The following is a 13,636-nucleotide window of genomic DNA, read 5'->3' as shown; positions in this document are numbered from 1 at the left end:
GCATCCTGCGAATGGCGCAAGCACTATGCTTCGCCACCTAAACGTACAAAGTCGAGCTTAGGCGATGGCGTCTGGCCTAGTAGCCGCCCTCGTTGGGCTCATTGTCGTTGCGCGTTCACGGAAGGGGTGAGCTGCCGTGGGCCGTTACAATACGAAAAAGCCGATCGAGGCAGCCGCCATGACGGCAGTCGCCAGCACGCCGCCAACGACCATCCATCTTGGCAAGGTTAGCCGGCCCATGATCCGCGGATTCATGGCGATCATCATCATGATCGCCATCAGCGGGGCCGCCAGGATCCCGTTGACAACCGCGCTCCAGTAAAGCGCCCTGATCGGGTCCAATCCGACAAACGTCAGGATTGCCCCGCCCAATGTCGCCAGCGCGATCGTACCGTAGAAGCCCCGGGCGTCCTGCAGGCGCCGGTCAAGCCCCTCCGGCCACTCAAACATCTCCGCCACTGCGTAGGCGGCGGAGCCCGCCAGGACGGGTACGGCAAGCATGCCAGTGCCAATAATGCCACCGGCAAAGACCGCGAATGCGAACTCGCCCGCAACGGGTCGTAGTGCCTCGGCCGCCTGCGAGGATGTCTGAATTTGGGTAATGCCGTTGGCATGAAGGGTTGCCGCCGTCGCGATGATGATGAAGACGGCGACGAGATTGGAGTATCCCATCCCAAACAAAGTATCGCTCTCGATGCGTGCAAGTTGATGCCCTGCCGTGAGAGGGTGTGCACCGAGCCGTTGCCAGTGCTCCCGACGTTGCTCCTCGACCTCTTCGCCGGCCTGCCAGAAGAACAGATAGGGGCTGATCGTCGTGCCGAGAACCGCGACCAGCGCCATGGCGTGATCGCCGTCGAAGACGATCTGTGGAACCAGGGCACCATAGAGCGCGGTGGCCCATGGTACATGCACCGACAGCACGACGGCCACATAGGCAAGCAGGGATACGGTCAGCCATTTGAGGACCGTGACATAGCGGCGGTAGCTCACGAAAACTTCCAGCAGGATGCAGAGCAGCGCGAAGAAAAAAGCGTAAACATGATGTGGTCCGCCGATCAGCAGTTCGAGCGACGCTCCCATGGCGCCCAGGTCGGCGCCAATGTTGATCACGTTGGCGACCAGGAGCAGAAGCACCGCAAAACGCAGCAGCCAAGGTGAGTAATGCCGACGCAGGTTGCGCGCGATGCCCTGACCGGTCACTGCGCCGATCCCGGCGCTGATCCCTTGCGTCACAGCCATCAGCGGATAGCTGAACAGCATCGTCCAGGCGAGCGAATATCCGAATTGAGCTCCGACCTGACTGTAGGTGGCGATGCCGCCTGGATCATCGTCGGCTGCGCCAGTGATCAGGCCAGGACCCAACCTGCCGAAAAACCTGAAGCGGGCGCGAGACATCGCGCTTGCTGGATTCGACGGTTCCATCGCCTGGTCCTCAATCTCGGCTTTGCGCCGCCCACTGCCTTGCGGAAAGAGCGCGCGGATGCTCGAGATAGGTGTCAGTTCCGAATTCGACTCTTCTAGCTATCGTTCTGCCGTTGTCCGCTGGGCGAACTTGCCGGCGATCTGACGCCGAACCAGGACGAGCGTCGCATCGTCGGGGTCAGTCGTGACCGTGAAACCCATGTCGCGCTCGACCTCTATCGCGGCACGGTTTTCACGGCTCTCGATCGACTCGATCGCTTCGAGGCCAAGTTTTTCGGCATATTTCGAGATATGGGCGAGCAGTTCCCAGCCAACGCCCAGATGCTTGCGATCCGCGCGAATGCAGATCGCGACCTCGCCGGTTCGGTCGGCGCGATCGCTTGCCAGCGTCGCAACGGCGATCAACATCCCGTCGGTCGAGAAGGCCACGAAATTATGGATATGGGCGTCGTCTGAACGCGTCATCGCCACCAGCCGTTCATGCGAGACCTCCTTCACCGCGCCGAGAAAGCGGAAGCGCAGGTCTTCAGGGGTCACATGCGTGAAGAACTCGGCCAGCGTCGGCTCGTCTTCAGGGCGCGCGCGACGCACTTCGAAGCGAAATCCGGTGTGGGTGGTAAGTGTGTCGCTCATGACAATGGGGTCCCTGATCTGAGGCTGACGTCACGCTGTCTGCTTGAGGGCTCATTCGCCCATGGTCTGCAACACGTCCTGCTTGAGGATTTCGACGCTGCGCAGGTTGAGCAGGCGGATCACGCCCTTGTCCTTCAGCCGGGTGAAAACCCGCGACACGGTCTCGATGGTGAGGCCGAGATAGTCGCCGATGTCCATGCGCGACATCGGAAGTTCCACCTGCCGCAGGCCGCCTTGGCGCTCCACCATGTCGACCAGGAAGGCGGCCACGCGTTCGATGGCGTTCTGGCGACCCAGGACGAGGAGGTGTTCCTGGGCTCTGGTCAACCCCTTGAGCGCCAGGGGCAGCAACTGATGCGACATGTCCGCCCCGGCATTGAGGCGGAAAACGCGAACACCGGTGGCATTGATCGCTTCGGCGAAGAAATGGTGCGTCGCGCCGGCTTCGAAGCCGAATGTCTCTCCGGCAAGATGGAAGGCGCTGATCTGCCGGCGGCCATCGGCAAGCAGGCGATAGATGCGCACGGCGCCGAATTCGACTTGATAGAAGGCACCAGCCTTCTCGCCCTGGGCATAGATTTCCGATCCGGCTGGAAAGAAGCTGATCGGCTGGACCGGTCCGGAGCCGAGTGTCGCTGGCAGGGCCGGCTGAGCCAGATGCGGCGACAATGAAATCCTGGAGGAGGTGTAGGCTTGCATGGCTGTCTTCCCGGTTGAAACGTGGCACAGCAATCGCGCAAATCGACGGGCGCCGAAATTCGGTTATGTCCCTACGGGAAACTACCTAGGCCAGGCCTGGACCTGAGGCGGCCGCTCTTGGCGTCGGCTGCGATCTCGCTGCCATCCGACCGGCGTCTTCGACTTTGCCGATGGTGCCGTGATATCCGCGATATACCGGCTCCGCGGATGCGACCATCGTGGTTGGCAGCTTGGTTATTGCTCCTCCCGATTATCTCGCGCATGGGTGTTGAGCCGGATCAAATCATTCGCGCCGCCTATTGCCTATGGTTTGCCTACGCTCGGGATAGGTTGAATGCGCATCGCGATCCTGTCTGATATCCATGCCAATCGCGAAGCGTTCGACGCAGCCCTGGAGGCCGTCCGAGGGCACGATCCGGACGAGGTGGTGTTGCTCGGCGATCTGGTCGGCTACGGGCCGGATCCCGTCTATGTGATCGAGAAGGCCATCGATCTGATAGCGCGCGGCGCGCTTTGCATCATGGGCAACCACGACGAGGCAGTGGCGCGGAACCTGAGCAACATGACTGAGAATGCGCGGTTCGCGGCCCAGTGGACCCGCGAACGCCTCGCTTCCACGCACCTCGATTTCCTGGCGCGATTGCCGCTTTCGCTGCAATCCGAGAACCGGCTGTATGTGCACGCCAGTGCCGAGCGACCAGAAAAATGGTCGTATATACGCGACGTGGATGCGGCAGAACGCTGCCTGTCTTCAACGGATGCCCGGTTCATTTTCTGCGGCCATACCCACGTGCCGGCCATCTACTATGCGCTACCCGGGCGTCGGCCGATGCATTTTCAGCCGCTGGACAACGTGCCGGCGCCGCTGTCCGCGCTGAGGAGGCATCTGGTAATTGCCGGCGCTGTTGGTCAACCCCGCGATGGCAACCCGGCTGCATGCTTTGTTCTTGTCGATACACAACGCCGCGAGGTCACGATGGTTCGTGTCCCCTATGATCACGAAGAAACGGCACGCAAGATCCAGGCCGCCGGTCTGCCCGGTTGGCTTGGCATGCGTTTGAAGATCGGCCGCTGAGGAGACATATTCCCATGCAACGGTTTGAGGCAGGGACCGTCATCGATGGTTTCGAACTGGTCGAAAAGCTGCCTGCCGGCGGCATGGCCTCGCTCTGGCGGGCGACCAACCCGCGATACGATTTCCCGCTTGTGCTGAAGATACCGTTTCTCGACCCGGGCGGGGATGTTTCCGTCATCCTCGGTTTCGAGGCGGAGGAGTTGATCCTCAAACGCCTGTCAGGCCCGCATGTGCCGCGCTTTGCGGCAGCCGGCAGCTTGTCGCGGGTGCCCTATATTGCAATGGAGTTCGTGTCCGGCACCGGCCTGGCGGATCTCGCCGGCAACGCGCCGCTCCCCGTGGACGAGGTCGCAAGGATCGGCATCGAGATCGCGACGGCGCTCGCTGCCCTGCACCGGCAGAAGGTCGTCCATCTCGATCTCAAACCCGAGAATGTCATTCTCGCCGAGCGCGGGGCGGTGCTTCTCGACTTCGGGCTCGCCCGGCACGCGGAGCTTCCCGATCTTCTCGGCGCGGAAAGCTCGGTGCCGATGGGCACGGCCGCCTATATCTCCCCGGAACAGGTGCTTGGAGAGCGGTCCGATCCTGCAAGTGACTTGTTCGCACTGGGTTGCATTCTCTATCAGCTGGCAACGGGCGAGGAGCCGTTCGGACGGCCAGCGACTTTCGCGGGGATGAAGCGCAGGCTCTATCACGCCCCAAGGTCGCCGAGAGATATCAACGATGCCATTCCGCGCTGGCTGGAAGCCATCATCCTGAGATGCATGGAAGTGGACAGGTCCCGACGATATGTCGAGGCGGCGCACCTTCTGTCCGACCTGAGGAACCCCGACCAGGTGGTGGTCGCCAGGCGCAAACCCCAGGACAAGGGGGTATGGGCCGCGATCGCCAAGCTGTTTCGCAAGACGGATGACAGATCGCTTGTCGGCAAGCCGGCCTTCTCGAGGAAGCCGGCCGGACCGTCAATTGTCCTCGCCGCGGTCGATCTGGCCAATGGCAGCGATGCGCTGGCGGGCGAGGTCCTCAATGAAACCGCTCGTTTGCTTGCCTCGCGCGAGGATTCCTGGCTGGCCTGCGTAACGGTCCTGAGGACCGAGATCATAGGCGAGACGCGGGCGGCCGACGAATCCGGGCGCCCGGTCTACTTGAAACGGCTCGTAGCTCTGAAGGATTGGGCTCGCCCGCTCCATCTGCCGGAAGACCGCATCAGTTATCATGTGCTCGAAGCGGTGAGCCCCGCTGATGCGATCCTCGACTATGCCGAGCACAATGACGTCGGCCACATCGTCGTTGGAGCCCGGGCGTCTTCGGCAATCCGCCGCCATCTCGGCAGTGTCTCGACCAAAGTGGTCGCACAAGCTCTCTGCTCGGTTTCAGTGGTCCGACTGAAGGCTGTCGAGGAACAAGCACGGCCGCTTTGATGCGTCTGAATCACGATCCAGGGCGTTTGACTCCGATCAAGGAAGGCTGGTGTCGTTGCCCGTCAGATGGCTGTTCAAATGGAGATCGGCCATGCGGACGAATGCAACGCCTCGATACGATGCCAGCGTCAACACCACCGGTTGCTGCCCCAGATTCAATCCCGAGGGCTGGGACGGTCAGGAACTGCATTTCAAGGACAAACCATTTGTCAAAGCCACGACCCACAGCGTCATGCATATCCCGGTGAACATGGGCAGCGTCTTCGCGCGCGTCAACAAGCACATCGAAGACGCCGGCGCTTCCGATCCCGACCGGTTCATCGTTCTCAGCAGGGATGTCTCGCCCTGGAGCAGCGAGCATCTGTTTGCGGTCTCGAAACCTGTCGCCAACGAAGAGATGACCACGCTGAGCGGCGACTATGTGACCAAATTGTTCGAGGGGCCATATAGCCAGGCGAGGGCGTGGGACGAAGAAATGCGGCAAATTGCGCGTCATCGAAACGCAGAGGGGCGCGAGGTCTATTTCTTCTACACGACATGTCCGAAATGCGCCAAGGCCTACGGCAAGAACTATATCGTCGGCATCGCGGCGGTGGCCTAGGATCGTCCAGGTTCGGTGGCTGGGGCGTCGGGCCCGACCCAGGTACCGCGCTCCCCTCTGACGATTGCGACGGCGTCATCGAGCTTGCCGATCGCCGCGGGCTTGCCCGTTTCTTCAGCGAATTCGATGGCGGCACCGACCTTCGGCCCCATGGAGCCGGCTGGAAAATTCCGCCCCGATATCTCCTTGGCGGTCACGTGCCGAAGCGCATTCGCGGCCGCTGTTCCATAGTCGACATAGACGGCATCGACATCCGTCAGCATGAGCAGCATGTCGGCCTTCAACGCGCGAGCGAGAAGCGAGCTTGCCAGATCCTTGTCGATGACGGCCTCCACGCCGCAGAGACTGCCGTCATCCCGGGCTATCACCGGAACCCCGCCGCCGCCGGTGCAAATGACGATGACACCGCGTTCGACCAAAAACGAAATCACGGACGCTTCCAGAATCTCTAGCGGCTTCGGCGAGGCCACGACACGGCGCCATTTGTCGCCATCGGGCGCGATCTGCCAGCCGCGCTCGCTGGCAAGCCTGTGTGCGGTTGCCTTGTCGTAGACCGGGCCGATAGGCTTCGTCGGCTGAGCGAAAGCCCGATCGTGCGGATCCACTTTCACCTGTGTCAGCAGGGTCGCGAAAAGCCTCTCCTTGAGGAGGTTGCCCAGTTCCTGCTCGATCACATAACCGATCATGCCGGCGCTCTCGGCGCCAAGTACGTCCAGCGGAAATGCGCCACCGTCCGAAGTTGCCGCTGCCTGCAGGGCCAGAAGTCCCACCTGAGGCCCATTGCCGTGTGTGACGACAATCGAGTGCCCTTCGTCGACGAGTTCAGCTAGCACGGAAGCCGCGCGCACGATGTTGGCGCGCTGGTTGTCGGCCGTCATCGGCTCGCCGCGCCGCAACAACGCGTTTCCGCCCAAGGCGACCACAATCAGCATTTCAGGTGCCGATCGTGGCAACGAGGAGGGCCTTGATCGTATGCATGCGGTTCTCCGCCTGGTCAAAAACGATTGACGCAGACGACTCGAAAACCTCGTCCGTAACTTCCATGCAATCGATGCCATATTCCTTTGCGATGAAGGCGCCGATTTCCGTTTCGGTGTCATGGAATGCCGGCAGGCAGTGCATGAATTTGGCGTGCGGATTGTGCGTGGCAGCCATCACCGCGCTCGTCACCCGGTAAGGCGTCAACAGACGGATGCGTTCGGCCCAGCCCGATTTGTCCTCGCCCATCGACATCCACACGTCGGTGTAGATGAAATCGGCATCCTGCACGCAACTCGTAACGTCTTCGTCGAGCCGGAAGCGGCCGCCGCTTTGTGCCGCCAGCTCCCGGACATGGGCGCAGAATGCCTCATCCGGCCAGAGCTCCCTTGGCGAGGCGATGCGCATGTCGATGCCGACCTTGGCGGCTCCAAGCGCCAGCGACAGCGCGACATTGTCGCGCCCTTCGCCAACGAAGGTGACCGTCATGTCCGAAAGATGCTTGTGGGTGAATTCGCGCATGGTCATGAAATCGGCGAGGATCTGCGTCGGATGCGCCTCGTCGGTGAGGCCGTTGTAGACGGGCACGCCGGCGTGCGCGGCAAGCAGTTCGGCCTGATGCTGGCCAAAGCCGCGATATTCGATCGCGTCGTACATCCGGCCGAGCACGCGAGCGGTATCCTTCATCGATTCCTTGTGGCCGATATGACTGCCGGTGGGGCCGAAATAGGTGACATGAGCGCCCTGGTCGTAGGCCGCCACCTCGAACCCGGTCCGTGTGCGCGTCGAATCCTTCTCGAAGATCAACGCGATGTTCTTCCTGACGAGACGCGGAATCTCGTGACCGGCGAGCTTGGCTGCCTTCAGGTCGGCCGCGAGCTTCAGCAGGAAGCGGATCTCGTCGGCCGTGAGGTCGTCCAAGGTCAGGACGGAGCGGCCATGAAGATTGATCGACATGGGAATTCCTTTCGGTTCAGATCGTGTCGCGCACGATCGGGCAGGTCATGCAGTGCCCGCCGCCTCGGCCGCGGCTGAGTTCGGCGCCCTCGACCGTGATCACTTCAATCCCGGCACGGCGCAGCAGCGTATTGGTGTAGACGTTGCGGTCGTAACCGATGACCACGCCGGGCTCGACCGCAACGACGTTGTTGCCATCATCCCATTGCTCGCGCTCGGCCTCGTAGCGGTCGCCGCCGGTGGCGATGATGCGCAGCGACTTCAGACCAAGGGCTTCCGCAACCACCGTTGTGAACGGCTTTGCCTCATCGGTGACCTCGACGGCCGTTTCTCCATCGCCAGGCCGCAGTGAGAAAGTGCGCAACCGGTCGACCACCGGCGGATACATCGTGACGAGGTCGCGGTCGCAGAAGGTGAAGACGGTGTCGAGGTGCATGAAACTGCGGTCCCTCGGCATCAGCGCGGCAATCACACGCGTCGCCTCGCCGGCGGCAAACAGGCTGCGCGCGAGATCGCCGACGGCTTGCGGCGTGGTGCGCTCGCCCATGCCGACGAGAACCGCTCCACCACCGATCGGCATGACGTCACCGCCTTCCAGGCTGGTTCCTGTTCCCAGATCGGGCGAAACAAAGGGCACCCCGCTGTCGCGGAAGCGGGGATGGAAGCGGTAGACGGCCTCGACATTGGCCGCCTCCGGGCGCCTTGCAGGCCAGTACATGGAATTGACCGAGACCGACCCGTAGATCCAGCAGGAGCTGTCACGAGTGAAAAGCTGGTTCGGCAGTGGCGGCAATACGAAATCCTGGGGAGCGAGCGTCCTTCCCGTCAGGCCCCTGGGTTCGAAAGGAAGCTCCGCCCGGGCAATGCCGCCGACGAGGCAGGAGGACAATTGCTCCGACGACATCTCGTTGAGCCATCCTCGCAGTTCGCCGACCATGTCGAGCCCGACGACGCCGGGATGAACCCGGCGGTCGAGGAGCCAGTCGCGGGCCTTGCTCAGGCTCATGGTCTCAGCCAGGAGTTCCCCGAAGGAATGCACCAGCACGCCGCGTTCGCGCAAGGCATCGACGAAGACGTCATGCTCCTGGCGGGCCCGCTTGACCCACAGCACATCGTCGAAGAGCAGCGCCTTGCAATTATCCGGCGTCAGCCTGCGCAGGCTGAGGTCCGGACGGTGGACCATCACCTCGCGCAGCCGGCCGACTTCGGAATGGACACCTAGGCTTGTCATCGCGTCAATCCTCGCACTGCAGGCCTCTCACAGCGGGCTGACAGCACCGGTCCACATCTCGTAGACGGCGAGGATGGCGACCGCGATGAGGATTCCGGCGAGGGCGGCCTCGGCGGTATGGAACACGCGCTGATTGGTTTCGCGGCGCGCCCAGACATAGAAGATGATGCCTGGGGCATAGAGGATCGCGCACATGAACAGGTAGGCCGGGCCTGCCGCATAGACGAGCCACAGGCCGTAGACCGTTGCCACCAACCCCGCGAAAAGCGGGCCAGTTCGTTGCTCGCCGCTCTCGTAGCTCTCGCCGGTCAGCGCGAGCTTGGCAGCGTAAGCTCCAGAAAAGATATAGGGAACCAGGATTGCAGCCGACGCGATGTAAAACAGCGCCTGATAGGTGCTTTGCGCGAACAGCGTGATCACCAGGAAAGCCTGGACGAGGAGGTTGGTGATGAGAAGCGAGGTCGACGGCACACCGCGATCACTTTCGCGGCCGAAGAATTTCGGCATTGTCCCGTCCTTGGCGGCGACATGCGGAATTTCTGCCGCAAGCAGCGTCCAGCTGAGGAAGGCGCCAACCACCGAAACCACGAGCGCGATGTTGATCAGGATAGCGCCCCACGGACCGACAACCGCTTCCAGCACGCCAGCCATTGACGGGTTCTTCAGTCCAGCGAGATCATGTTGGCTGAGGATGCCGAGCGACAGCAACGACACCAGGGCATAGAGCGCAAGGCAGGTGAAGAAGCCGAGAACGGTTGCCGTGGCGATGTCCTTGCGACGTTCCGCACGGCCGGAAAAGACGCTTGCGCCTTCAATGCCGATGAACACCCACAGGGTCACCAGCATCGTGCTCTTCACCTGTGCGGCGACCGAACCGAGACTGGCGTTGCCCAGACCGGTGAAGTCGAGAGACCAGACTTGCAGTTTGAAGGCAACCACGACAACCCCGACGAACAGGACGATCGGAGCGATCTTTGCCACCGTGACGATGAGGTTCACGACCGCTGCCTGCCGGATACCCGCGAGAATCAGGACGTGGATCAGCCAAAGCAGGATCGATGCGCCGAGCACCGCCTGCCATGTGTTTCCATCACCGAAGGCCGGAAAGAAATAGGACAGGGCGCTGAACACGATCACCGCGTAGGAGACGTTGCCGACCCAGGCGCTGATCCAGTAGCCCCAGGCGCTGTTGAAGCCGATGAAGGGGCCGAAGCCGGCCTTGGCGTAAGCGTAGGGTCCGGCGTCGAGTTCGGGCTTGCGGGTGGCCAGCGATTGATAGACGAAGACCAGCGCCAGCATGCCGACGGCGGTGATCGCCCAGCCGATCAGGATGGCGAGGGGACCGGCCCCTGCCGCCATATTCTGCGGCAGGCTGAACACGCCGGAGCCGACCATCGAGCCGATCACCAGTGCGGTGAGGGCTCCGAGACGAAGCTTCGTCGGTGCGGTGGTCTCGGCTTTCCGAACAGGGATGTTGATATCAGCCGTGGTCATGATGCTCTCCCCAATTTTGCAGGCTCTGATTGGGGGGCAATAGACAGCAAGACAGGACCGGCAGCTTTGATGCGGGTCAATAAGCGTTTGCTGAATAAAAGAGTGGCGTTGGTGTTCCGGTTTCGGGATCGCCGCACCAATGCCTGCTCTTATCTTGTCCGCTCCGCCCTTGTCGCATTGCGTGCTTCCAGGGTCATGTCGAACAGGGAGCGACCGACTTGCGCCCCCGGAATCGTCCAGGGCGCAAATCGGATTTGGTCGGTTAATGGGTCGTCAGGCGATGTCCGCCGGTTCGGCCTTGCGTTTTCGCCCCGTGATCATGGCCCGTACCAGGTTTTCGCGATGGCGAAAGCTTGCCAGCGCGACGCCCCCTATATGGAAAAGGACCAGCAGCAGTAGGCCGTGCGCGCTGAGGCTGTGCGCCGCTTCGACCCACGACACGCCGAAATAGGCGTCTGTCGTCATCAGCCACCCGGTCAGCGCGGTTGAACTCATCGCCGCGATCAGCATGATCACCATCGCGCCGCCAGCCGGATTGTGGCCGATGTAGCGGGCTTCGCGGCCGCTCACTATTGCCGAGAGATAGCGCAGCACAGTCACCGGATCGCGCACGAATTGCGAGAACCGCGCATAGGGCGTGCCAAGGACACCCCACACGAGCCGCGTCACGACCAGCCCGGCAGCAGTGTAGCCAGCCCAATGGTGAACGTCCTCCGAAGAATGGGAGGTGAGCCAGGCGGTGACGAAGCTGAGCACGAGCGCCCAGTGAAAGCCCCGCACGACCCGGTCCCAGACGCGCACCATCTCCAGCGATGGCTGCGCGTCCGCCGCCATTGAAGCGGTCCGATCAGTTTTCGCCGGCTTCGGCATTGTCGAGCTTTTCAAGGGTCTCGGCATTGTAGGCCAGATTCACTTTCTTGCCGGCCTTGTCGACTGCGTAGACTTCGTAGCAACCCTTCTCGACCTTGATCTGGCGGACGGTGAGACCTTCGCCGGTCAATTGCGCCTCGAGCGTTGCCTTGGGCTTGAACTGTGATTTCGGGGCGGTGCTGCAGCTGCCGCCAGCAGCGAGTGCCGGTCCTGCAATCATGCCGGCGAGCGCGGCGAGGACGAGTGTGCGATACATGATGACTCCATTCGAGAGGTTGGGCGCGGATGTTGCGCCTTGAGAGTGGATTTCGACCGGTTCGGCCAGACGGCGGTATCACCGTCATTGGTTCGGGATAGCCAATTCAACCTGACAACTGGCTGACAGCGGCATCGGCGCTGCCGATCGGGTTCGCCGCAGGGCGGTTTGATCTGGCGCAAGGATCGCGGCAGCCGCCGCGAGCAGGATGATGGCTCGGATAGAGAGCGCTTCTGCTGCTATCCCAAGGAGAAAAGTCATGAAAACCATATCGAGGAGAGCCACGCTTGGGCTGGCGGCCGCAATGCTTATGATCGGCAGCGCCGGCGCGAGCCGGGCTGCTTCGATTGTCCAGGTCTCGTTGTGGGACAAAGGGGCAAGCGTGGAAATGCCCATGGGGCTTGCTTATGCGACGCCGGGGATCGATCTCTCCAAGGCCACCATGGGTATGAAGGCTTCCCCCGGAGCGGTGAAGGCCGGGGAGGTCACATTCAACGTGAAGAATGACTCCAAGGACACCGTTCACGAAATGATCGTCATGTACCTTGCCGATCCCGGCAAGCCGCTTCCCTACCTTGATGCCGAGAACCGGGTCGACGAAGACAAGGCTGGCGACAAGGGCGAGGTTTCAGAGCTCGACCCCGGCAAATCAGGCACGTTGACCGTCGAACTGAAGGCCGGAAAATACCTGCTTATCTGCAACGTCCCTGGTCATTATGGAGCCGGCATGTGGACCGAGTTCACCGTCAGTCCATAGCCCCCGGGACAAGGCAGCGCTTTCGCCCGAGCCTGCGACGTGTCGCGGTTTGGAAGTCTTGCCAGGATCGCCATTCCTATCGGTGGGCCGCCGCATGACGGCAAGGTCAACAATAGGCCGAACGCCGCTGCACAGGTTGCCTGGGTGCCGGCGTTCGCGCGCTTGAAATCGCGTCCACGTCGCCTGATGTCGGGTATGGCGGAGGAGCGGATCGTATCCGCTTTCGTTTGTTCCTCGGCAACAAGGAGCACGTCATGAGAGCAATGGTGCTCGAAAGCATCGGCACTCCCTTGAAGCTGGTTGATCGACCCGACCCCTTGCCGGGGGTCGGCGAGATAAGGCTGAAGGTCGAGGCATGCGCGGTCTGTCGGACCGATCTGCACGTGGTGGATGGTGACCTGCTCCATCCAAGACTGCCGCTCATTCCGGGCCACGAAATCGTCGGCATCATCGACGCTGTCGGCAAGGGCGTTGCGCGGTCCAGGGTGGGGCGCCGGGTTGGCGTACCCTGGCTCGGGCACACTTGCGGGCATTGTCCCTACTGCCTCGCAGGGAGTGAAAACCTTTGCGATCAGCCGGATTTCACGGGCTACACACGCGATGGCGGCTTTGCCAGCCATGTCATTGCCGACGCGCAATTCGCCTTCGATCTGGACCGCGATGCCGATCCCGTATCGTTGGCGCCGTTGCTTTGCGCTGGCCTGATCGGCTGGCGATGCCTGAAGAAGGCCGGTGACGGCAAGCGGCTCGGGATCTACGGCTTCGGCGCCGCCGCGCATATCGTCGCCCAGATCGCGATCTCGCAAGGTCGTGAGATTTTCGCTGTCACCCGGCCGGGTGACAGGCAGGCACAGGAATTTGCTCGCTCGCTCGGAGCGACCTGGGCAGGCGGTTCGGATCAACTTCCGCCCCGGCAGCTCGATGCCGCGATCATCTTCGCTCCGGTCGGTGACCTTGTGCCGGTCGCGCTTGGTGCCGTCCGCAAGGGCGGCCGGGTGGTTTGCGGCGGCATCCACATGAGCGACATTCCGGCGATGGCCTATGAGTTGCTCTGGGAAGAGCGTGAACTGGTGTCGGTGGCAAACCTGACGCGCCGCGACGCGGAAGAGTTCTTTCCAATTGCCAGGCGCGCTCAGGTGCACACGCACACCAAGGTCTACCCGCTGGAACAGGCCAATCAGGCACTGGACGATCTGAGGCAAGGCAGATTGAGCGGCGCCGCCGTCCTGGTGCCGTGATTGA

General features: G+C 62.1%; 14 protein-coding genes. 5 read left to right on the top strand and 9 right to left on the bottom strand.

Annotation, left to right across the window (positions count from 1 at the left end; genetic code table 11):
- Positions 1-144: 144 nt before the first annotated feature.
- The 3 genes from QQK95_RS01305 to QQK95_RS01295 form a co-directional block, all read right to left on the bottom strand.
- Positions 145-1,422: an NRAMP family divalent metal transporter gene (locus tag QQK95_RS01305; RefSeq protein WP_284268021.1), complete on the bottom strand. Its 1,278-nt coding sequence runs from the start codon at positions 1,420-1,422 to the stop codon at positions 145-147.
- Positions 1,423-1,521: 99 nt separating this feature from the next.
- A complete protein-coding gene (locus QQK95_RS01300; protein ID WP_284268019.1) occupies positions 1,522-2,055 on the bottom strand; it encodes a GNAT family N-acetyltransferase in 534 nt (177 codons plus the stop codon).
- A gap of 51 nt (positions 2,056-2,106) precedes the next feature.
- Positions 2,107-2,754 (bottom strand): helix-turn-helix domain-containing protein, encoded by a 648-nt coding sequence (locus tag QQK95_RS01295; protein WP_284268017.1) that lies wholly within the window; start codon positions 2,752-2,754, stop codon positions 2,107-2,109.
- A gap of 334 nt (positions 2,755-3,088) precedes the next feature.
- Between QQK95_RS01295 and QQK95_RS01290 the strand changes: the two genes are divergently transcribed.
- The 3 genes from QQK95_RS01290 to QQK95_RS01280 all read left to right on the top strand — a co-directional run bounded on the left by QQK95_RS01290 (position 3,089) and on the right by QQK95_RS01280 (position 5,851).
- A complete protein-coding gene (locus QQK95_RS01290; RefSeq protein ID WP_284268015.1) occupies positions 3,089-3,829 on the top strand; it encodes a metallophosphoesterase family protein in 741 nt (246 codons plus the stop codon).
- Positions 3,830-3,843: 14 nt separating this feature from the next.
- A complete protein-coding gene (locus tag QQK95_RS01285; protein ID WP_284268014.1) occupies positions 3,844-5,250 on the top strand; it encodes a bifunctional serine/threonine-protein kinase/universal stress protein in 1,407 nt (468 codons plus the stop codon).
- 91 nt (positions 5,251-5,341) lie between these two features.
- Positions 5,342-5,851 carry a hydrolase gene (locus QQK95_RS01280; protein WP_284268012.1) on the top strand — a complete coding sequence of 170 codons (510 nt, stop codon included), beginning with the start codon at positions 5,342-5,344 and terminating at the stop codon, positions 5,849-5,851.
- Here QQK95_RS01280 and arcC read toward each other — a convergent pair.
- The 6 genes from arcC to QQK95_RS01250 form a co-directional block, all read right to left on the bottom strand.
- Entirely contained in the window at positions 5,848-6,783 is a 936-nt protein-coding gene (gene arcC, locus QQK95_RS01275) for a carbamate kinase (RefSeq protein ID WP_284268010.1), read from the bottom strand. The two genes, QQK95_RS01280 and arcC, sit on opposite strands and share 4 nt — an antisense overlap.
- A gap of 1 nt (position 6,784) precedes the next feature.
- Positions 6,785-7,786 carry an ornithine carbamoyltransferase gene (gene argF / locus QQK95_RS01270; RefSeq protein WP_284268008.1) on the bottom strand — a complete coding sequence of 334 codons (1,002 nt, stop codon included), beginning with the start codon at positions 7,784-7,786 and terminating at the stop codon, positions 6,785-6,787.
- Between the two features lie 16 nt (positions 7,787-7,802).
- Positions 7,803-9,017, bottom strand: coding sequence for an arginine deiminase (locus QQK95_RS01265; protein ID WP_284268006.1), 1,215 nt, complete (start codon positions 9,015-9,017; stop codon positions 7,803-7,805).
- 27 nt (positions 9,018-9,044) lie between these two features.
- Entirely contained in the window at positions 9,045-10,511 is a 1,467-nt protein-coding gene (gene arcD / locus QQK95_RS01260; protein ID WP_284268004.1) for an arginine-ornithine antiporter, read from the bottom strand.
- Positions 10,512-10,784: 273 nt separating this feature from the next.
- A complete protein-coding gene (locus QQK95_RS01255; protein WP_284268002.1) occupies positions 10,785-11,345 on the bottom strand; it encodes a cytochrome b/b6 domain-containing protein in 561 nt (186 codons plus the stop codon).
- 13 nt (positions 11,346-11,358) lie between these two features.
- Positions 11,359-11,637 carry a PepSY domain-containing protein gene (locus QQK95_RS01250; RefSeq protein ID WP_056587822.1) on the bottom strand — a complete coding sequence of 93 codons (279 nt, stop codon included), beginning with the start codon at positions 11,635-11,637 and terminating at the stop codon, positions 11,359-11,361.
- A gap of 259 nt (positions 11,638-11,896) precedes the next feature.
- On the opposite strand from QQK95_RS01250, the gene QQK95_RS01245 reads away from it, so the two are divergent.
- Both QQK95_RS01245 and QQK95_RS01240 read left to right on the top strand, forming a co-directional pair.
- Positions 11,897-12,394 carry a cupredoxin domain-containing protein gene (locus QQK95_RS01245; RefSeq protein WP_284267993.1) on the top strand — a complete coding sequence of 166 codons (498 nt, stop codon included), beginning with the start codon at positions 11,897-11,899 and terminating at the stop codon, positions 12,392-12,394.
- 254 nt (positions 12,395-12,648) lie between these two features.
- Positions 12,649-13,632: a zinc-dependent alcohol dehydrogenase family protein gene (locus QQK95_RS01240; RefSeq protein WP_284267992.1), complete on the top strand. Its 984-nt coding sequence runs from the start codon at positions 12,649-12,651 to the stop codon at positions 13,630-13,632.
- Positions 13,633-13,636: the final 4 nt, after the last annotated feature.

This window comes from Mesorhizobium huakuii (genome assembly GCF_030160235.1).
In the GTDB taxonomy this organism is placed as follows: domain Bacteria; phylum Pseudomonadota; class Alphaproteobacteria; order Rhizobiales; family Rhizobiaceae; genus Mesorhizobium; species Mesorhizobium huakuii.
The sequence above is the reverse complement of the archived record's forward strand: the minus strand, read 5'-3'. Positions and strand labels throughout refer to the sequence as shown.